Below are 20045 nucleotides of genomic sequence, written 5' to 3'. Positions count from 1 at the left end.
CCTTGGACCTGCCCCGGTCCGGGGCGCTCGTCCGGTCACACGCCGTGATCCGCGGCCCGCCGGCGCACGGCACCGCCCCCGGCCACCAGCGGCTCGTCAACTCCCCGCTCTCGCAAGCCGATTCGGAGCGTAGCCGTCAACCCCCTTGCGTCACAGGTGAATCCTGGGGGCGCAATACCCGCGTGCCCTTGTGGGGCGATAGGGTTAGCCTCGCCCGGGCCGGGTGGACTCGTACGGGTGGGGAGTGACATGGAACAGATAACAGTGCGCAGCAGGGCCAGGGTCCCTGCGATCACCTGCGGCAGCAGCGCCACCAGCAGGCGCCTGGACCGCCACCTGGCGGTGCTGGCGGGTCCCGCGGTACCGCGGTGCGAGACGGTCGAGGCGGCCTCGCTGCTGCGTGAGCTGACCGCGCGTGACGCCCGTGATGTCTCGGGCCGGCACGCCCGCGTCCGGCACGTGTCCCTGTTCGCGCCGCTGCGCCGGCTGCGCCGCTCGCTGTTCGGCGGTCACTGAACGCCGACGCCGCCCGGCCGAGGCCGCTTACCAGCGCCCACCGCACCCCGCGCCCGGACCACCTCCCCGGCGCGGCATCGCGCACCCGCCGCCCGTCATCCCCACGGCGCGCGGCGACGGCGCCCCGCCGGACGGCGGGCGCGGGTCCGTCGCCCGCGCCCGGCCGCGCCACCGCCCGGTGCCCCGGCCGGCGCCCCGGCGCCTCGGTGTCCCCGCCCTCGTGACGCGATCTGGACCGACGCGATCTACACCAAAGCGAACTGGCCCTCCGGGCCCTCCTCGGGGTGGTCCAGGACCGTGGCCGGCCGGCGCGCCCGCTCCGGCACCGGCAGCACACCCGCCGCCCGCAGCTCCGTGGCGGTGATCTCGTCCGTCACCTGCCAGGACGCGGACACCGGGGGAGTCCGGGACAGCAGCGCCAGGACCGTGATCAGCTCCAGCAGCTGCGAGGTCCACTCCTGCGGCCACACGGCCGGGCGGATCGCCCCGAGCGTGCCCGGCTCGCCCTCCGCGACGCGAGCCTCGAACCACCGCTCGAGCACCCGGACCCCGCCGGCCTCGAAGTCCCAGGCCTCGCCCGGCACCGGTGCGATACGGCCCTCACCGAGCAGCAGCGCCTCCTCGTCGCGGTCGTAGCGCAGGGCCGGCGGGCGGGCCGGCAGGGGCGCGCGCACATAGGGGCGGCGCCCGCCCGGCAGCTTGGGACGCTCGCCGTCGCGGCGCATCAGCCACAGCAGCCGGCGCCCCCACTCCACGCCCCGCGCCCACACCTCGGCGTCCCCGGTCAGCGGCACCACGAGACCCGACGGGCCCGGCCGCACCGCGGTCAGGATCCAGGCGAGCACGTCCAGCGCGTCGGGACGGTGCCCGAGCCGGACGGCCAGATGGTCCAGCAGGCCCGGCGCGAGGTTCGGGTCGGCGGCGCCGGGGCGGCGGTACAGCGGGCGGATCCGGCCCGCGCGGGCCACCGGCAGCAGCGACGTCGCCAGCAGCAGCGGTCCCCTGGGGGCCGGCGTGGCGGCGGCCTCGACCGTGAAGATCTGCCGCTCGTCCGCGACCCGCCACAGCTCGGGACGGGCCGCGTCGATCAGCCGGTGATCGGGGATCAGCCACTGCTCGTCGAAGGGACCCGCCAGGACCCGTACCGGATCGGGGCACGGACCCGCGGCGCGGGCCAGCCGTTCGGTGCCGCCGGTGCGTCCCGGGAGCTGCGCGACCGCGGTGTGCGTGGTGCGGGCGCGGGTCGGCTCGAACAAGGCCTCCCGGTCGGGCCCTTCGGCCTTGAGCAGGGCGTCCCACCGGGCCTTGAGGCTGGCGGCGTCGGGGGCCGCCGGCCAGCCCCGGCCGAGCCGCGGCGATGCGACGGACCACGGCATGAGGTCCGCCAGGAGCGGAGCGTCGTCGTGCGTCACGCGGGGCATCGTACGACGCGGTGCCGGCCCGGCGACCGGCCGGCGGCCGGGTTCCGCACCCCGGGGACGAACGCCGGCAGGGCGCGTCAGCTCGCGTCGAGCGTCACCGAGAAGGAGAAACGGTCCCCGCGGTAGTGGATGACCGCCACGTCCAGCACCCGCCCCGACCGGTCGTAGGTGACCCCGGTGTAGTGCAGGATCGGGCTGAGCAGCGGCACCCGCAGCAGCCGGGCCGTCTCGGGGTCCGCGAGCCGGGCCTCGACGGTGTCGGTGATCCGGCCGATGTCCGCGCCCGCCACGTCCCGCAGCACCTTGGTCATCGGACGGCGGGTCAGATCGTCCGGGTCGATCCGCTCGGCCAGCTCCGGACGGACGTGGTTGCGGGCGTGGTTGGTGGGGTCACCGGTCTCGTCGTCGCGGCGCAGCCGGTGGTACACGGCCACCTGAGCCAGGTCCGGGAAGTACTCGGCGAGCCGCGCCGGCACCGGGCGCGTGCCGTGCTCCAGCAGCTCGCTGGTCATGCCGGACTGCTGGACGGAGCCCAGCAGCCGGACGGGGGAGCCGCGGCGGGCGGCCGGCTCGATGAACGTGCCGCGCCGCCGGTGCCGGCTGATCAGCCCCTCGTCCTCCAGCTCCCTCAGCGCCTGACGCATGGTCAGCACGCTCACCCCGTAGTGCCGGGCCAGCTGCTCCTCGGTGGGCAGGCGCAGCGGGTCCTGCGGCGAGCGGCCGAGGATCGAGGCGCGCAGCGACTGCGACACCTGGTACCACAGCGGCAGCTTGCGGTTCAGAACGATGGAGTCCGGAGCGAAACAGGTCACGCGCCCTCCGTACCGGTCGGGCACCCCGGGCGGCGGCCGGGCTGCCGGGGAGCCCTCAGTGCGCCGGGCGGAAGTGCCGCTCGAAGCCCCGCCACACGTCGTCGTAGTGCTGCTGCAGATGCTCGGCGCGCAGCGCGTGCGGGGTGAGGGCGACCGGCCAGCGAGTCTCGAACATGAACGCCAGCCCGTCGTCCAGCTTCTGCGGCCGCAGCTCGGCGGTGCTCGCCCTGTCCCAGGTCTCCCGGTCCGGGCCGTGCGCCGACATCATGTTGTGCAGCGAGCCGCCGCCCGGCACGAAACCCTCCGCCTTGGCGTCGTAGGCACCCTCGATCAGGCCCATGTACTCGCTCATCACGTTCCGGTGGAAGTACGGCGGCCGGAAGGTGTCCTCGCCCACCAGCCAGCGCGGCGCGAAGAGCACGAAGTCCACGCCGGCCAGGCCCGGGGTGTCGGACGGCGAGGTGAGCACCGTGAAGATGGACGGGTCCGGGTGGTCGTACGAGATGGTGCCCATCACATTAAAACGGCGCAGGTCGTAGACGTAGGGCACATGGTTGCCGTGCCAGGCGACCACATCGAGCGGCGAGTGGTCGTAGGTCGCCGCCCAGAGGTTGCCGCAGAACTTGTTCACCACCTCCACCGGGCCCTCGACGTCCTCGTAGGCGGCCACCGGAGCCATGAAGTCACGGGCGTTGGCGAGCCCATTGGCGCCGATGGGGCCCAGCTCGGGCAGCCGGAACGGGCTGCCGTAGTTCTCGCAGACGTACCCCCGGGCGGTGGCGTCGAGGAGTTCGACCCGGAAACGCACCCCGCGCGGGATCAGCGCCACATGGCCGGGCTCGGCGTGCAGCTGACCGAACTCCGTGTGCAGCAGCAGCCCGCCTTTCTCCGGCACGATCAGCAGCTCGCCGTCCGCGTCGCTGAAGACGCGCTCCATCGAGGCGGTGGCGTGATACAGGTGCACCGCCATGCCGGTGCGCTGCGCCACGTCGCCGTTGCCGCCGAGCGTCCACAGCGAGGCCAGGAAGTCCGTGCCCGCACCGGGCTCGGGCAGCGGGTCCCAGCGCAGCCGGTTCGGGTCGGGCACGGTCTGGTTGAACGGCGCCGTGCGCAGGGTGCCGTTCCCCGTGCGGGCGAAGGGCGGATGCGCGGCCGAGGGGCGGATGCGGTACAGCCACGAGCGGCGGTTGTGCGCCCTCGGCTCGGTGAACGCCGTGCCGCTGAGCTGTTCCGCGTACAGCCCGAGGGGAGAGCGCTGCGGGGAGTTGCGGCCCTGCGGCAGGGCGCCCGGGACCGCTTCGGAGCTGTGCTGGTTGCCGAAACCGCAGAGGTAGGACAGCCCCTCCGCCCTCTTGCGTGCGTCCCCGCTCATCGTCGCTCCTCACGCAGTGCCAGACGTCCGTCCTGAATCCTGTGCGCCACCGTAGGAATGGGCCGACCCGGACGCAAGAGGACCTTGTTCGCCGGGCGGTACGCGTCGGCCACCGGTCCCGTGCCCGGGGCGGGGCCCCTCGGCGGGCCGGGCCGTGCGCGGGGAGACACCCCCCAAGCGCTCCGGAACTCCCCGGGAGCACCTCGGAAGACCCCGGAACGAGAGCTTCACCGGGGACGTACGGGGCGGCATCATGAGATCCGTGCCTCCTGCGACTCCGCTCCGCCGCGCACCCGTGCAGCGGCGCAGCGCCGAACGGCTGACCCGGATCCTCGACGCCTGCGCCGATCTGCTCGACGAGGTCGGCTACGACGCGCTGAGCACGCGTGCCGTCGCCGCCCGGGCGGGCGTGCCCATCGGCTCCGTCTACCGCTTCTTCGGCAACAAGCGCGCCATGGCCGACGCGCTCGCCCAGCGCAACCTGGAGCGGTACGCCGAACGGGTCACCGAGCGGCTGAAGGCGGCCGCAAACGGCGACTGGCGGGCCGCCGTGGACGCCGTGCTCGACGAGTACCTGCTGATGAAGCGCACCGCGCCCGGCTTCTCGCTCGTCGACTTCGGCAACCAGATCCCGCTCGGCGCCCGTCACACCGAGCCCAACCACCGGGTCGCCGACCGCCTCGTCTCCCTGCTCTCCGGCCGCCTGGGCCGCGAGCCCGACGACGACCTGCGCCGGGTCTTCCTGATCGCCGTGGAGACCGCCGACACCCTCGTGCAGCTCGCCTTCCGCGTCGACCCCCAGGGCGACAAGAAGATCATCGCGGAGACACGGGAGCTGCTGCGTGCCTACCTGAGCCGGGTCCTTGACTGACCCCTTATGCCGCCCGCCTGCCGGGCTTACGTCCCCGGTCCGGTCCGCCCTGTTCTGCCCCGCCCTGTCCTGTCCTGTCCGCCTTCCCCCTGCACCTCTTCCCCTGCGCCTTTCCCGCGCCGCGCGGTGACGGGCGGGGGCTGACGCCGCGCGCCCTGCCCTGCCCGCCCGCAGTGTCCCGCCGGCTGTCCCGTCCCGCCCCGGCGGAGGGCGGGCACCACCGGACGGTGGACGCGGCCGGACGGGGCGTACGCCGCGCCGCGCGGCTGCCTGGTGCACCGTCCGCGTGCGCGGCACGGCGTGTCCGCCGCCGGGGTGGGTGACTGGGCCGGTCGTGTGATCGGTGACGGCGCGTCGGGTGTCGGTCCCGCACCGGGATGGAGGGGTGTGTAAGAGAGTCAGGTGAACGAGCGATTTGTATGAAAATCGTCTGACTCGGAGGAGCGCGCCATGCCCACCCTGACCCCACGCACCCTCGGCTCCCGTGTCGGTGCGACCGCGGCCCTGACGGCCCTGACGTTGGCGGGTGCCACATGGCTGGCGGCACCGGTGGCCAAGGCCGCCCCGGGAGACGCCGGCGACATCAGGATCCACCGAGTGGGTGTGCCCTACGGAGTGCCGAAGGACGACCCGGTCGTCTGCAAGTTCTATCTGGAGGCGGCGAACTTCGGTGAGCTGACCACCGTCGGCTACACGATCCAGGCCCAGCCGCCGCTGCCCAGCAGCGCCACCGTCACCGGCGCCATCGCCCTCGGCCTGAACTCCGGCGCCGGGCACACCGACGAGATGACGCTGGCGGATGGGCAGTACCGGCTGACCTGGACGATCGGCAGCAACCCCAAGGAGAAGATCTTCCGCGTCAACTGCCACCAGGACGGCCGGCACCACGGCGGCTCCGACAGGCCGACCGAGGACGGACACGGCGAGCACGGCGGCGCGGGCGAGCACGGCGGCCCGTACGGGCCCAAGGGCGGTGTGCACGCGGGCGGCGGCGGCCTCGTCGACACCGCGCAGGCCTTCTCCCCGGTGGCCGCGGCCGGGGCGGTGGGCCTGGTCGTGACCAGCACCGTCGCCTACCTCCGGCTGGTCCGCCGGCGTCCCCGCCGTGCCGCGTAGGCGCCGGCGCAGACCCTGGTACCGGACCCGCGCCTACCGTCTGACCAGGACGGCCGTGCTCGCGACCGTCCTGGTGGTGTGGGGGGTCCGGTGCGCGGGGTTCCACCAGCACACCGGCCCGGAGCGGGCCGCCGGCGCTACCGCGCACGCCGCGGACGGTGCGGACGGCGCCGGCGGGCCGTCCGCACCGTCCGCACGCGGCGTGATGGGACCTGTTCCGTCCGCGCCCCCGCCCGAGCCGCTGCCCCGCTCCCGGGCGACGCATCTGCGCATCCCCTCCCTCGGGATCGACGCACCCGTCGTCGCCGTCGGCCTGGACGAGAACCGGCAGCTGCAGACCCCGCCGGTGGACCGGCCCAAGGTGGTCGGCTGGTACGACAGGGGGCCCTCACCGGGGGAGGCGGGCACCGCCATCGCCGTCGGGCACCGCGACACCACCACCGGGGCCGCCGTGTTCGCCGCGCTGGGCCAGGTGAAGCCGGGCCGCCACATCGAGGTGCGGCGCGCGGACGGCCGCACCGCCGTCTACACCGTGGACCGGGTGCGGGTGTTCGACAAGACCCGCTTCCCGGACAAGGAGGTGTACGGCCAGGCCCGCCGCCCCGAGCTGCATCTGATCACCTGCGGCGGCCTCTACACCCGCCGCACCGGCTACTCCAGCAACATCGTCGTCTTCTCCCACCTGACGTCGACGAAGTGAACGACGTCTCCCGGCCGGCGCCGCCAGGTGTGAAACCCCGGGGTGCGCGCGGAGCCTCTGGCGCCATAAAACTATCGACGCTAGTTTGTGGCTTCACCGACAGGCCGTGACGCGGACGGCCGCCCGCCATGCGCGGCGGACGGTCCGACGAGGCACCCCGCCCCGGAGGAGCACCATGAAGGCACACGACGGCATGTACATCGGCGGCGCCTGGCGCCCCGCCGCGGGTGACGAGGTCATCGAGGTGGTGAACCCGGTCGACGAACAGATCGTCGCGACCGTGCCGGCCGGCACCGCCGAGGACGTCGACGCGGCGGTGCGCGCCGCCCGCGCCGCCTTCCCCGTCTGGGCGGCGACCCCGCCCGCCGAGCGCGCCGCCCGCCTGGCCGCCCTGCGGGACGTCCTCGAAGCCCGCAAGGACGAGATCGCCGAGACGGTGACCGCGGAACTCGGGTCGCCGCTCGCCCTCTCTAAGGCGGTGCACGCCTCCGTGCCGATCGCGGTCGCCGCCTCCTACGCCGACCTGGCCACCACGTACGCCTTCGAGGAGAAGGCGGGCAACTCCACGATCCACCACGAACCCGTCGGCGTGGTCGGCGCGATCACCCCCTGGAACTACCCCCTGCACCAGATCGTCGCCAAGGTCGCCCCCGCGCTGGCCGCCGGCTGCACCGTCGTCGTCAAGCCGGCCGAGGACACCCCGCTCACCGCCCGGCTGTTCGCCGAGGCCGTGCACGAGGCCGGGATCCCGGCCGGCGTGTTCAACCTCGTCACCGGGCTCGGCCCGGTCGCCGGGCAGGCCCTCGCCGAGCACCCGGGCACCGACATGATCTCCTTCACCGGCTCCACCGCGGTCGGCAAGCGGATCGGCGCCCTCGCCGGCGCGGCCGTCAAACGGGTCGCCCTCGAACTGGGCGGCAAGTCCGCCAACGTCATCCTGCCCAGCGCCGACCTGGCCCGGGCGGTGAACGTCGGCGTCGCCAACGTCATGTCCAACTCCGGCCAGACCTGCAGCGCCTGGACCCGGATGCTGGTCCACCGCGACCAGTACGACGAGGCCGTCCAGATCGCCGCGGCCGCCGCCGGCAAGTACGGCGACCGCATCGGACCGGTCGTCAGCGCACGGCAGCAGGCCCGGGTGCGCGGCTACATCGAGAAGGGCATCGCCGAGGGCGCCCGCCTGGTCGCCGGCGGCCCCGACGCCCCGCGCGAGCGCGGCTACTTCGTCCGCCCCACCGTCTTCGCCGACGTCACCCCAGAGATGACGATCGCCCAGGAGGAGATCTTCGGTCCGGTGCTGTGCGTGCTGCGCTACGAGGACGAGGAGGACGCCCTGCGCATCGCCAACGGCACCGTCTACGGCCTGGCCGGCGCCGTCTGGGCGGGCGACGAGGCGGAGGCGGTCGCCTTCGCCCGCCGCATGGACACCGGCCAGGTCGACATCAACGGCGGCCGGTTCAACCCGCTCGCACCCTTCGGCGGGTACAAGCAGTCCGGCGTCGGCCGTGAACTCGGCCGGCACGGACTGGCCGAGTACCTGCAGACCAAGTCCCTCCAGTTCTGAAGGAGCCCGCGCCATGGCCGTCCGTGCCGCCGTCCTGCCCGCCGTCGGCTCGCCCTTGGAGATCACCGAGATCGAGCTGCCCGCTCCCGGACCCGGCCAGGTCCGCGTCCGTCTCGCCGCCGCCGGTGTCTGCCATTCCGACCTGTCGCTGAGCAACGGCACGATGCGCGTGCCGGTCCCGGCCGTCCTCGGCCACGAGGGTGCCGGCACCGTGGTCGCCACCGGCGAGGGCGTCACCCATGTCGCACCGGGCGACGCCGTCGTGCTCAACTGGGCTCCCTCCTGCGGCAGCTGCCCCGCCTGCGCGCGCGGCGAGGTGTGGCTGTGCGCCGACGCGCTCAGCGGCGCCGCCGGCATCCACGCCCGCACCGTCGCGGGCACCGAGGTGCACCCGGGGCTGAACGTCGCCGCCTTCGCGGAGGAGACCGTCGTCGCCGCCTCCTGCGTGCTGCCGCTGCCGGAGGGCGTCCCGCTCACCGACGCCGCCCTGCTCGGCTGCGCCGTCCTCACCGGCTACGGCGCCGTCCACCACGCCGCGGCCGTGAGGCCGGGGGAGACGGTCGCCGTGTTCGGCGCCGGCGGGGTGGGCCTGGCCACGATGCAGGCCGCCCGGATCGCGGGCGCCGCGCAGATCGTCGCCGTCGACGTCTCCCCGGCCAAGGAGGAGCTGGCGCGCGCCGCGGGCGCCACCGACTACGTGGTGGCCTCCGCGACCACCCCGCGCCAGATCCGCGCCGTGACCGGCGGGCAGGGCGTCGATGCCGCCGTGGAGTGCGTGGGCCGCGCGGTCTCCATCCGCGCCGCCTGGGAGTCCACCCGCCGCGGCGGCCGCACCACGGTGGTCGGCATCGGCGGCAAGGACGAGCAGGTCACCTTCAACGCCCTGGAGATCTTCCACTGGGGCCGCACCCTCAGCGGCTGCGTCTACGGCAACTGCGACCCGGCCCGGGACCTGCCCGTGCTCGCCGAGCACGTCCGCGCGGGCCGCCTGGACCTGGGCGTGCTGGTCACCGAACGCATCGGCCTGGACGGCATCCCGGCCGCCTTCGAGAACATGACGGCCGGCAAGGGCGGCCGGTCCCTGGTGGTGTTCTGAGACCGGGTGTTCCACGACGGGGCACGGCCCGCCGGGGCGCCTCAGCCCGAGGCGGGCCGCACGATCTGCCGGTACTGCTGCTCCAGTCCGTCCAGCAGCGCCCTCAGCCCGGTCTCGAACGCCCGCTCGTCGATCTTCTCCTGCTGCTCGGCCAGCAGATGCGCCTGGCCGAGGTGCGGATAGTCGGCCGGGTCGTAGGCGCCGGCGTCGTCCACGAAGCCGCCGGCGAAGGAGCCGAGCGCGGAGCCCATGACGAAGTAGCGCATCAGCGCGCCGATCGAGGTGGCCTGGGCCGGCGGCCAGCCGGCGTCGACCATCGCGCCGTAGACGGCGTCGGCCAGGCGCAGCGCGGCGGGCCGACGTCCGGGGCCGCGGGCGAGCACCGGGACGATGTTGGGGTGGTCGCGCAGGGCGGCCCGGTAGGAGACGGCCCAGTCGTGCAGCGCGGTCCGCCAGTCCCGGCCGTCCTCGAACATCGACAGGTCGACCTGTGCGCTGACCGAGTCCGCGACCGCCTCCAGGATCTCGTCCTTGGTGCGGAAGTGGTTGTACAGCGACGGCCCGCTCACCCCCAGTTCGGCGGCGAGACGCCGGGTGGAGACGGCCGCGAGGCCCTCCGCGTCCACGAGATCCCGCGCCGCCTGGACGATGCGGTCGGTGCTGAGCAGGGGCTTGCGCGGTCGGGCCATGGCGCACATAGTAGGGCTGCGCACAAAAACTAGCAGTGATAATTAAAATCTGTGACTTTCAAGATCTGGCATCGGTGGGGTGACGCGTGGTGAACCTGGAGCTGAGCGAGGAGCAGGAGGCGGTCCGGCAGCTGGCCCGGGACTTCGTCGAGCGTGAGATCACCCCGCACGCGGCCGCCTGGGACCGCGCCGAGGAGGTCGACCGCGGCATCGTCAAGAAGCTCGGCGAGGTCGGTTTCCTGGGGCTGACCATCGACGAGCAGTACGGCGGCTCGGGCGGCGACCACCTCGCGTACTGCCTGGTCACCGAGGAACTGGGCCGCGGCGACTCCGCCGTGCGCGGCATCGTCTCCGTCTCCCTCGGCCTGGTCGCCAAGACGATCGCCGCCTGGGGCAGCGAGGAGCAGAAGCGCGCCTGGCTGCCGGGCCTGACCAGCGGGCAGTACGTCGGCTGCTTCGGGCTCACCGAGCCCGGCACCGGCTCCGACGCCGCCCACCTGACCACCCGGGCGGTGCGCGACGGCGACGACTACGTCGTCAACGGCACCAAGATGTTCATCACCAACGGCACCTGGGCCGACGTGGTGCTGCTCTTCGCCCGCTCCACCGACGCCCCCGGCCACAAGGGCATCTCCGCCTTCCTCGTCCCCGCCGACACCCCCGGCCTGAGCCGCCGCACCATCCACGGCAAGCTGGGCCTGCGCGGCCAGGCGACCGCCGAGCTGGTTCTCGAGGACGTGCGCGTGCCCGCCTCCGCGATGCTCGGCCCCGAGGGCAAGGGCTTCTCGGTGGCCATGTCCGCCCTCGCCAAGGGGCGGATGTCGGTGGCCGCCGGCTGCGTGGGCATAGCCCAGGCCGCGCTGGACGCGGCCGTCAGGTACGCGGGGGAGCGTGAGCAGTTCGGCAAGAGCATCGCCCACCACCAGCTGGTCCAGGAGCTGATCAGCGACATCGCCGTGGACGTGGACGCCGCCCGCCTGCTGACCTGGCGGGTCGCCGACCTCGTCGACCGCGGGCAGCCCTTCGCCGTGGAGTCCTCCAAGGCCAAGCTGTTCGCCTCCGAGGCCGCCGTGCGCGCCGCCCACAACGCCCTGCAGGTCCACGGCGGCTACGGCTACATCGACGAGTACCCGGCGGGCAAGCTGCTGCGCGACGCCCGCGTGATGACCCTCTACGAGGGCACCAGCCAGATCCAGAAGCTGGTCATCGGCCGGGCGCTCACGGGGGTCTCCGCGTTCTGATCCGCCCCGGGCGCGGCCGGCGTCCGCCGGTGGCGTGCTCCGCGCATGAGTACCTCACCTGAGCATCCCGGCGGATGCGGCGGCGGCCCGGGGCGCGGATGCTCGGTGCATGAACGACACACCGGTCAAGCAGCAGAGCACGGCCGCTTTCTACGGTCAGGCCGTCGCCTCCTTCGCCGTCGCCCTGGCCGCGACCGCCATCGGCATCGCCCGCCTGGACGCCGACGCCTGGGTGCGGGCCTTCCTCGGCATCGCGGTGCTGTACCTGGTCACCTCGGCCTTCACCCTCGCCAAGGTGATCCGGGACCGCCAGGAGGCGGGACAGATCGTCAACCGTGTCGACCAGGCCCGTCTGGAGAAGCTGCTCGCGGAACACGACCCCTTCGAGAAGCTGTGACCCCTCGTGCCCCGCGCCCGCCGGTGCCGGCCCTGCCCGCCCCGGACGGCGGGCGGCCGGCGCCCCGTCTCTAAGCGCCCGCTCACCGGCAGCGGTATGGTGGTGCTCCTGTCACCGGAAGGGGCGAGTGAGAGCGATGAGTACGGCGGAGGAGACGATCGGCGGCGACGCGGAACCGTGGGCCGAGGTCACCCCGGACGCGGCGCGCCGGCTGCTGGTCGCCGCCGTGGAGGCCTTCGCCGAACGCGGCTACCACGCCACGACCACCCGCGACATCGCGAGCCGCGCCGGCATGAGCCCGGCCGCGCTCTACATCCACTACAAGACCAAGGAAGAGCTGCTCCACCGCATCAGCCGGCTCGGGCACGAGAAGGCCGTCGCCATCCTGCGCACGGCGGCCCGGAGCGAGGGGAGCGCGGCCGAGCGGCTGGCGGAGGCCGTCCGCTCCTTCGTCCGCTGGCACGCCGGGCGGCGCACCACGGCGCGGATCGTGCAGTACGAACTCGACGCCCTCGGCCCCGAGGCCCGCTCCGAGATCGTCGCGCTGCGCCGCCAGTGCGACGCCGAGGTCCGCGGCATCATCGAGGACGGTGTGCGCTCGGGCGAGTTCGATGTGCTCGACGTGCAGGGCACGACGCTCGCCGTGCTGTCGTTGTGCATCGACGTGGCCCGCTGGTTCAACGTGAACGGCCCCCGCACGCCCGACGAGGTCGGCGCGCTCTACGCCGACCTCGTGCTGCGGATGGTGGGCGCCGCCGAGAAGTAGCCGCGCGCCCGTCAGAGGTAGTAGCGCGACACCGACTCCGCCACGCACACCGGCTTGTCGCCGCCCTCCCGCTCCACGGTGAAGGCGACCGTCACCTGCACCCCGCCGGGCACCTCCTCGGCCTTGGTGATGGTGGCGGTGGCGCGCAGCCGGGAGCCGACCGGCACGGGGGAGGGGAAGCGCACCTTGTTGGTGCCGTAGTTGACCCCCATCGTCACGCCCTCGACCTGGATCAGCTGCGGCCCGAACAGCGGGAGCAGCGACAGGGTGAGGTAGCCGTGGGCGATGGTGGTGCCGAACGGGCCCGCCGCGGCCTTCTCGGGATCCACGTGGATCCACTGGTGGTCGCCGGTCGCCTCCGCGAACAGGTCGATCCGCTTCTGGTCGATCTCCAGCCAGTCCGTGTACCCCAGCTGCTCGCCCACCGCCGCCTTCAGCTCGTCGGCGGACGTGAAGATCCTCGGCTCTGCCATGTGACCGGCCCTTCGCTCGCGTGTCTAAGCAACTGCTTAGCATGGTCGGGCGGGGAGACGATGTCAACGGACCCGGCGCGGCGGGCGTGGGTAGGCTCTGCGGGGTGCCCCAGATTCCCGAGACGATCCACGAGCTGACCGTCGGCCAGGTGTCCGCGCGCAGCGGCGCCGCCGTCTCCGCGCTGCACTTCTACGAGGCCAAAGGGCTGATAACCAGCCGCCGCACCCCGGGCAACCAGCGCCGCTACAGCCGTGACACGCTGCGCCGGGTCGCCTTCATCCGCGCCGCGCAGCGCGTGGGCATACCGCTGGCCACGATCCGTGAGGCACTGGCCGAACTGCCCGAGGAGCGCACCCCGACCCGGGAGGACTGGGCCCGGCTCTCCGAGGCCTGGCGCGCCGAGCTGGACCAGCGCATCGCCCAGCTCAACCGGCTGCGCGACCACCTCACCGACTGCATCGGCTGCGGCTGCCTGTCCCTGGAGTCGTGCGTGCTGTCCAACCCGGACGACGTCTTCGGCGCCCGCCTGACCGGCTCCCGGCTGATGCCCGAACGGAAAAACCGGACGCCGGAACGGAAGGACCGGACGCCGGATGGGGCGACCCGGAGGCCGGAACGCGCGACCCGGACGCCCGGGCGGACGACGGCGCGGGAGCCGTCGGCGTAGCACCGCCGGCTCCCGCGCCCCCTGCCCGGCCGCGGCCCGCCCGCGTCACTCGTACTCGGTGCCGCCCTTACGGGTCAGATAGGCGAAGCTGACCGCCTTGGCGATGGCCCGGCCGCCGGTCACCGGGCTGTACCGCTCCACGACCGGCCGGATCACCACGCCCTCGCGCAGGTGCAGCTCCCGCCCGGACACGGTCTCCCGGCCGCTCGCGTAGGCGAGCACCGTGTCGATGTCGTACGGACCCTCGTACAGCCGCGGCACCAGCGGCAGTTCGCCGTCGAGCAGCCCTGCCGGGTCCAGCCAGCGCACCGTGCCGTCGATCTCCGCGGCGACGTCGAACACCGCGTACCCCAGGGTGTCCCGGCGGGCGTCGGCGCCGTAGGTCAGGTCCTGCACCCCGTCCCCGTACACCTCGCCGAAGACGCCGACCCGGCGGGCGCCGAGCCGCCCGGCCAGCCGGGCCGCCGCCTCCGCCACGCCGTGGTGCCGCACCGCGCGCCAGTACAGGTTGCGCTCGTCCTCCTTCAGCGCCAGCGACCGGGCGCCGAAGCCCTTGGAGGAGACCTCGACCCGGCCGTCCTCGGCGTGGTAGGTGAGCAGGCAGGCCGAGCCGTGCACCTTCTCCGTCAGCACCACCGGTTCCCCGGCGGTGAAGACGTCCGGGTGGCGGCGGATGTTCTCGATCTCCAGCCAGGGCAGCAGACCGGGCGCCGGCTCCACCTCGCCGCTCATCATCGGCGGCACCGGCGGCACCCACTTGGTGATGCCCAGCAGCTCGGCGAAGTCGGTCCCCTCGGCCGCCGCCCGGGCCAGGTCGGCGCCCGCGAGCGCCTTCGGCCGGCACACGATGCCCTGCGACAGCTCGCCGCGCAGCCGTACCGCCTTGACCCGGTTGGAGCGGGCGCCCGCGAGGCGTCCGGTCAGCCCCAGTTCCTCGATCAGCTCGTCCGGCAGCACGGCCTGCTCGGGGATGTAGACGGCCGCGTCGCCGGTGCGGTAGGCGCCCTTGGCGACGACGGCTCGGTACAGGCCCACCTGGGCCAGTTCGAGGGCGTCGGCGTTCGGATGCTCGTGGACGGTCAGGATCTCGGCGGTGACGCGCAGCGTCGACATCAGCAGCTCCGTGGACAGTCGGAAGGTTCGCAGGTCATGGCCTTCACTGTCCGCGGCGGAAAACGGTGGAGCGAGCGGATTTCGTCCTGCTACCGTCCCCGCGCAGCGCCGCTCGCGCTCCTCGCCCCACCGGTGACGGCCCCGTACGCGTGGGCCATCCCGCGGTGTGGTGCCCCCCGTTCCCCCGTTGCCGAGGGGTGCGGCACCCCGGCGCACCCCTTGCGTGCTCAGGCCGACACCAGCAGCGGCGCCCGCTGCGACTCGGCCAGTGCCTGCGGTGTGAGGATGTGCCGCGGGACCAGGATTCCGCAATGGGCGCAGACCGGGCCGAAGGACGGCTCATGCTGCAGGCCGTGGCGCCACTCCAGCCGCTCGCAGCCGCACACCGGGCAGGTCGCACCCGGTGGGCGCTCCAGCGCGGCGATCAGCCGGCGCAGCACCTCGGCCAGCGGACCGGACGGATGCACCCGCGGGTCGTCGCACCACAGGACGCCGAACCCGCCCCAGGTCATCCGGTGCCAGTCGTCCCTGCTGCCCGGCCGGCGCAGCCCGTCGTGCTTCTCCTGCCTGCGGCGCCGTGCGAACTGCTGCTCGTAGTCGAGCCAGACCGCGCGCGCCTCCTCCAGCTCCTCAAGTGCCGCCACCAGCCGGGCCGGATCGGCGGACCGGTCCTCGGGGCCGAAGCCCCAGTGGGTGCACAAGTGGTCCCAGGTCGCCCGGTGGCCGTAGGGGGCGAAGCGCTCAAGGCACTTGCGCAGTGAGTAGCGCCGCAGCGCCAGGTCGCACCGTGGGTCCCTCACCTGTCTCGCCAAGCTGCGGAAACCGGCCATCGGTCTGCACCTCCGTCACACCCGCACCTGTCCTGTGGTCACTTCGGCGGCGCGGTCCGGCCGCCGCACGCGACGGCCCGACGCACGTCGCCGCATAGACGTGCCGAGCCGCGATCCGGCTCCATCCGATTTCCGATGACCGCCATAACGCCGGCCTCGTTGACCGCCTCGTCCGCCACGGGTCCGCTCCCGGACAAGTGACGCATGCTCATCTTCCAACCCGGGGATGCCGGCGGTAACGTGCCGCCCCGTTCCCGTCGGGAGGAGCAGTCATGTCACGGCGCACCCCACGCAACGCGCTCGACGCAGTGAGAACTCCCCGCAGAATCACCGGGTTCCTGAAGACCGCATCGGTATGCGTCCTCATTGCCGGACTTTTGTCACCGCTTTCCCCTGCGGTCGCAGCCAACGTGGCCCCGAAGGCCGCCGCGGAGGACCACTGCGGCGGCCGGTGCTCCGACATCCTGCCGCCCGGCGAGAACGGCAACGCCACCCTCGCCCAGATCCTGCTCCACCAGGCCTTCGGCACCCGCCCCGCGCACGCCGCCGACCAGCTCGGCCCGTACGCCGACCTGGCGTCCGGCTATCCCGCCCTCACCGACGAGAAGATCGACACCTTCTTCAACGACGCCTCGTTCGGCGTCCCCGCCGACCAGGTCGCCTCCACCGAGAAGCCCGCCGGACGGGACGACGTCACCATCGTCCGCGACAAGAGAACCGGCGTGCCGCACATCACGGGCACCACCCGCTACGGCACCGAGTTCGGCGCGGGGTACGCCGCCGCCGAGGACCGGCTGTGGCTGATGGACCTCTTCCGGCACGTCGGGCGCGGCCAGTTGACCTCCTTCGCGGGCGGGGCACCCGCCAACCAGGGCCTGGAGCAGCAGTTCTACCGCAACGCCCCGTACACCGAGGCCGAGCTGCAGGCCCAGATCGACCGGGTCGTCGCCACGAACGGCGAACGCGGGCAGCAGGCCCTCGCGGACGTCGACGCCTACCTGGACGGCATCAACGCCTACATCGACGCCTCCGACTCCGGCCGCTACTTCCCCGGCGAGTACGTCCTGACCGGCCACAAGGACGCCCTCACCAACGCGGGGAAGATCGAGCACTTCACGGCGACCGACCTGGTCGCGCTGGCCTCCGTGGTCGGCTCGCTGTTCGGCGCCGGCGGGGGCGGCGAGGTGAACAACGCCCTGTCCCTGCTGGCCGCCCAGTCGAAGTACGGCGTCGAGGAGGGCACCAGGGTCTGGGAGTCCTTCCGTGAGCGCAACGACCCCGAGGCCGTGCTGACCGTCCACGACGGGCAGAGCTTCCCCTACGCCACCAGGCCGGACGAGCCGCAGGGCAGGGCGCTGCCCGACCCCGGCTCGGTCACCGAGGAACCCCTGGTGTACGACCGCACCGGCAGCGCGAAGACCGCCGGCGCGAAGGACGCGTCCGCCACGGCCGCGACGACCGCCGTGTCCTCCGCCCGCCGCGGCATGTCCAACGCCCTCGTCGTCAGCGGCGCCCACACCGCCAGCGGCCACCCCGTCGCCGTGTTCGGGCCGCAGACCGGCTACTTCGCGCCCCAGCTGCTGCTGCTCCAGGAGATCCAGGGCCCCGGCGTCAGCGCCCGCGGCGCCTCCTTCGCCGGGCTGAGCATGTACGTCGAGCTCGGCCGCGGCCAGGACTACGCGTGGAGCGCCACCACCTCCGGCCAGGACGTCATCGACACCTACGCCGTCGAGCTGTGCCAGGACGACCACCACTACCTGTACCACGGCACCTGCACGGCCATGGACCAGGTCGAGCGGACCAACTCCTGGAAGCCCACGGTCGCCGACTCCACGGCCGCCGGCTCCTACACGATGCGCGTGTGGCGCACCAAGTACGGCCCCGTGCAGTACCGGGCCACCGTCGGCGGCAAGAAGGTCGCCTACACCACCCTGCGCTCCTCCTACCTGCACGAGACCGACTCGATCATCGGCTTCCAGATGCTCAACGACCCCGGTTTCGTGAAGGGCCCGCAGGACTTCCTCAAGGCCGCACAGCACATCAACTTCACGTTCAACTGGTTCTACGCCGACGCGCAGCACACCGCGTACTACAACAGCGGCGACAACCCGGTCCGGGCGGACGACGTGGACGCGGAGTTCCCGGTGCTGGCCGAGCCGGCGTACGAGTGGCGTGGCTGGGACCCGGACACGAACACCGCCGACTACACCCCGCCCTCCGCCCACCCGCAGTCCGTCGACCAGGACTACTACATCTCCTGGAACAACAAGCAGGCCGAGGACTACGCCGCCGCGCCCTGGGGCGAGGGCTCGGTGCACCGCGGCGACCTGCTGGACGACCGGGTGGGCAAGCTCGTCGCGGCCGGCGGCGTCACCCGCGCCTCGCTCACCCGGGCCATGGCGGACGCGGCCGTGACCGACCTGCGCGCCGAGGACGTGCTGCCGAAGCTGCTGAAGGTCATCGGCACCGCACCGGTCACCGACCCCGCGGCCGCCGAGGCCGTGCACGCCCTGGACGCCTGGGTGTCCGCGGGCGGCAAGCGCGCCGAGACCTCGGCGGGCTCGACGACGTACGCGCACGCCGACGCGATCCGCATCATGGACGCCTGGTGGCCGCTGCTGGTGAAGGCCGAGTTCGAACCCGGCCTGGGCAGTGAGCTGTACAACGCCATGACCGCGAATCTGACCGTGGACGAGGCGCCCTCCGCCGGGCACGGCCCGACCGGGTCGCACGCCGGCAGCGCCTTCCAGTACGGCTGGTGGAGCTACGTCGACAAGGACATCCGGGCGGTGCTCGGCGAGCCGGTCCGCGGCCCGCTGGCACGGACCTACTGCGGCAACGGTGACCTGAGCGCCTGCCGGGACGTGCTGCTCGGCACCCTGAAGCAGGCGGCCGGCAAGTCCGCGGCCGAGGTCTACCCCGGCGACGACCAGTGCGCGGCGGGCGACCAGTGGTGCGCCGACTCGGTCGTCCAGCGCCCCCTGGGCGGCATCGAGCACGACAGGATCAGCTGGCAGAACCGGCCCACCTACCAGCAGGTGGTGGAGTTCACCTCCCACCGGTGACACACCGCGGCGGCGGGCCGCTCCCTCAAACCCGCCGCCGCACCGCCGGCCTGTGTCACTGGTAGAGCAGGTAGTGCCGGCGCACCCGGCGGAACGCCGCCAGCTCCTCCTGCCACGCGGCCACCACCTCGTCGGTGCCGGCCCCGGCGTCGATCATCGTGCGCACCCGGGCGGAACCGGTGAGCTTGTCGATCCAGTCGTCCGAGCGCCAGGCGAAACCGCTCCAGACCCGCTTGGCCGTCACCAGCAGCGCGATGCCCGTGCGCACCGGGTCGAAGGCGTCCCGGTCGTGGACGTGGAGCTGCACCCCGCCGACGGTCGTGCCCGCGAACTTGGAGAAGGTGGGCGCGAAGTACGCCTCGCGGAACCGCACCCCGGGCAGGTCCAGGGCGTTGGCGGCCTCCGCCCAGCGGGCGTCGATGCCCTCGGCGCCGAGCAGTTCGAACGGCCGGGTGGTGCCGCGGCCCTCGGAGAGATTGGTGCCCTCGAACAGACAGGTGCCGGAGTAGACCAGAGCGGTGTCCCAAGTGGGCATGTTGGGGCTCGGCGGCACCCACGGCAGCCCGGTGGCGTCGTAGTGGTCGGTGCGGCGCCAGCCGGTCGTCGTCACCGTCTCCAGGGGCACCGGCCGGGACAGGAACTCGCCGTTGAACAGCCGCGCCAGCTCCGCGACCGTCATGCCGTGTGCCTGGGCGATCGGCTGCCGTCCCACGAAGGTGGCGAACTCCTTGTGCAGCACCGGCCCGAGGGCCTGACGTCCGGTCACCGGGTTCGGGCGGTCCAGCACCACGAACCGTTTGCCGGCCAGCGCGGCGGCCTCCATGCAGTCGTACAGCGTCCAGATGTACGTGTAGAAGCGGGCGCCCACGTCCTGGATGTCGAAGACGACCGTGTCCACCCCGGACTCGGTGAAGACGTCCGCGAGCGCCTGCCCGCTGACGAGGTAGGTGTCGTACACCGGCAGCCCGGTGGCCGGGTCCTCGGTGCGGCCCTCGGAGCCGCCCGCCTGCGCGGTGCCGCGGAAGCCGTGCCCGGGGCCGAAGACGGCGACCAGGTCCACCCGGCGGTCGGCGTGCATCACGTCCACGATGTGACGCACGTCCCTCGTGACGCCGGTCGGGTTGGTGACGACCCCCACCCGCTGCCCGTCCAGCAGCGCGTAGCCGTCGGCCGCCAGACGCTCGAAGCCGGTGCGCACCGTCCGGCCGTGCCCCTGCGGGGCCGCCTCGGCCTGCGCGGCGGGCACGGTGGAGGCCGCGACCGCGGCGGTGGTGGCGAGCAGGCTCCGTCTGGACAGCTTCATGCGGTGACCTCCGATGTCCCGGCACGGGTCAG

The 20045-nt window shown here is 73.3% G+C and carries 19 protein-coding genes; 11 read left to right on the top strand and 8 right to left on the bottom strand.

The window, feature by feature from the left end; translation table 11 throughout:
- Positions 1–249: 249 nt before the first annotated feature.
- Positions 250–516 carry a hypothetical protein gene (locus IE286_RS15465; protein ID WP_189797305.1) on the top strand — a complete coding sequence of 89 codons (267 nt, stop codon included), beginning with the start codon at positions 250–252 and terminating at the stop codon, positions 514–516.
- A 245-nt stretch (positions 517–761) separates the two neighbouring features.
- On the opposite strand, the gene IE286_RS15460 is transcribed toward IE286_RS15465, so the two are convergent.
- The 3 genes from IE286_RS15460 to hmgA all read right to left on the bottom strand — a co-directional run bounded on the left by IE286_RS15460 (position 762) and on the right by hmgA (position 4121).
- The gene (locus IE286_RS15460) at positions 762–1937 is read right to left on the bottom strand and encodes a type ISP restriction/modification enzyme (RefSeq protein ID WP_189797304.1); all 1176 of its coding nucleotides are present in this window, start codon (positions 1935–1937) and stop codon (positions 762–764) included.
- A gap of 77 nt (positions 1938–2014) precedes the next feature.
- Positions 2015–2749 (bottom strand): GntR family transcriptional regulator, encoded by a 735-nt coding sequence (locus IE286_RS15455; protein ID WP_189797303.1) that lies wholly within the window; start codon positions 2747–2749, stop codon positions 2015–2017.
- 55 nt (positions 2750–2804) lie between these two features.
- Positions 2805–4121, bottom strand: coding sequence for a homogentisate 1,2-dioxygenase (gene hmgA, locus IE286_RS15450; protein WP_189797302.1), 1317 nt, complete (start codon positions 4119–4121; stop codon positions 2805–2807).
- A 253-nt stretch (positions 4122–4374) separates the two neighbouring features.
- Here hmgA and IE286_RS15445 point away from each other — a divergent pair, with 253 nt between their 5' ends.
- The 5 genes from IE286_RS15445 to IE286_RS15425 all read left to right on the top strand — a co-directional run bounded on the left by IE286_RS15445 (position 4375) and on the right by IE286_RS15425 (position 9468).
- Complete coding sequence (locus IE286_RS15445; protein ID WP_189797301.1) at positions 4375–4992, top strand: TetR/AcrR family transcriptional regulator; 618 nt, start codon at positions 4375–4377, stop codon at positions 4990–4992.
- A gap of 450 nt (positions 4993–5442) precedes the next feature.
- Positions 5443–6108, top strand: coding sequence for a hypothetical protein (locus IE286_RS15440; protein ID WP_189797300.1), 666 nt, complete (start codon positions 5443–5445; stop codon positions 6106–6108).
- Positions 6098–6808 (top strand): class F sortase, encoded by a 711-nt coding sequence (locus tag IE286_RS15435; protein WP_189797299.1) that lies wholly within the window; start codon positions 6098–6100, stop codon positions 6806–6808. Before IE286_RS15440 ends, IE286_RS15435 begins: the two co-directional genes overlap by 11 nt.
- Positions 6809–6983: 175 nt before the next feature.
- Positions 6984–8372 carry an aldehyde dehydrogenase family protein gene (locus IE286_RS15430; RefSeq protein ID WP_189797298.1) on the top strand — a complete coding sequence of 463 codons (1389 nt, stop codon included), beginning with the start codon at positions 6984–6986 and terminating at the stop codon, positions 8370–8372.
- A gap of 13 nt (positions 8373–8385) precedes the next feature.
- A complete protein-coding gene (locus IE286_RS15425) occupies positions 8386–9468 on the top strand; it encodes a Zn-dependent alcohol dehydrogenase (RefSeq protein WP_189797297.1) in 1083 nt (360 codons plus the stop codon).
- 41 nt (positions 9469–9509) lie between these two features.
- On the opposite strand, the gene IE286_RS15420 is transcribed toward IE286_RS15425, so the two are convergent.
- A complete protein-coding gene (locus IE286_RS15420) occupies positions 9510–10157 on the bottom strand; it encodes a TetR/AcrR family transcriptional regulator (protein WP_189797296.1) in 648 nt (215 codons plus the stop codon).
- Between the two features lie 89 nt (positions 10158–10246).
- Here IE286_RS15420 and IE286_RS15415 point away from each other — a divergent pair, with 89 nt between their 5' ends.
- The 3 genes from IE286_RS15415 to IE286_RS15405 all read left to right on the top strand — a co-directional run bounded on the left by IE286_RS15415 (position 10247) and on the right by IE286_RS15405 (position 12561).
- Entirely contained in the window at positions 10247–11398 is a 1152-nt protein-coding gene (locus tag IE286_RS15415) for an acyl-CoA dehydrogenase family protein (protein ID WP_189797295.1), read from the top strand.
- Positions 11399–11507: 109 nt separating this feature from the next.
- Positions 11508–11795 carry a YiaA/YiaB family inner membrane protein gene (locus IE286_RS15410; protein WP_189797294.1) on the top strand — a complete coding sequence of 96 codons (288 nt, stop codon included), beginning with the start codon at positions 11508–11510 and terminating at the stop codon, positions 11793–11795.
- A 136-nt stretch (positions 11796–11931) separates the two neighbouring features.
- Complete coding sequence (locus tag IE286_RS15405; RefSeq protein WP_189797293.1) at positions 11932–12561, top strand: TetR/AcrR family transcriptional regulator; 630 nt, start codon at positions 11932–11934, stop codon at positions 12559–12561.
- Between the two features lie 11 nt (positions 12562–12572).
- Here the strand turns inward: IE286_RS15405 and IE286_RS15400 are convergent, their stop codons facing one another.
- The gene (locus IE286_RS15400) at positions 12573–13034 is read right to left on the bottom strand and encodes a MaoC family dehydratase (protein ID WP_189797292.1); all 462 of its coding nucleotides are present in this window, start codon (positions 13032–13034) and stop codon (positions 12573–12575) included.
- 104 nt (positions 13035–13138) lie between these two features.
- Here IE286_RS15400 and soxR point away from each other — a divergent pair, with 104 nt between their 5' ends.
- Complete coding sequence (soxR, locus tag IE286_RS15395; RefSeq protein ID WP_229862828.1) at positions 13139–13702, top strand: redox-sensitive transcriptional activator SoxR; 564 nt, start codon at positions 13139–13141, stop codon at positions 13700–13702.
- A gap of 45 nt (positions 13703–13747) precedes the next feature.
- Here soxR and IE286_RS15390 read toward each other — a convergent pair whose 3' ends face one another.
- Positions 13748–14815, bottom strand: a complete 1068-nt coding sequence (locus IE286_RS15390; RefSeq protein WP_189797291.1) for an RNA ligase (ATP) — start codon at positions 14813–14815, stop codon at positions 13748–13750.
- 227 nt (positions 14816–15042) lie between these two features.
- Positions 15043–15645 carry a hypothetical protein gene (locus IE286_RS15385; protein ID WP_189797290.1) on the bottom strand — a complete coding sequence of 201 codons (603 nt, stop codon included), beginning with the start codon at positions 15643–15645 and terminating at the stop codon, positions 15043–15045.
- A 272-nt stretch (positions 15646–15917) separates the two neighbouring features.
- On the opposite strand from IE286_RS15385, the gene IE286_RS15380 reads away from it, so the two are divergent.
- On the top strand, positions 15918–18710 hold the full coding sequence (locus IE286_RS15380; protein WP_189797289.1) for a penicillin acylase family protein: 2793 nt from the start codon (positions 15918–15920) through the stop codon (positions 18708–18710).
- Between the two features lie 55 nt (positions 18711–18765).
- Here IE286_RS15380 and IE286_RS15375 read toward each other — a convergent pair whose 3' ends face one another.
- Positions 18766–20013: an exo-beta-N-acetylmuramidase NamZ family protein gene (locus IE286_RS15375; protein WP_189797288.1), complete on the bottom strand. Its 1248-nt coding sequence runs from the start codon at positions 20011–20013 to the stop codon at positions 18766–18768.
- Between the last annotated feature and the right edge of the window lie 32 nt (positions 20014–20045).

Origin of the sequence: Streptomyces thermodiastaticus (assembly GCF_014656135.1) — a bacterium.
Taxonomy (GTDB): Bacteria; Actinomycetota; Actinomycetes; order Streptomycetales; family Streptomycetaceae; genus Streptomyces; species Streptomyces thermodiastaticus.
Note: the sequence above shows the minus strand (reverse complement) of the source record. Positions and strands in the feature narration are given on the sequence as shown.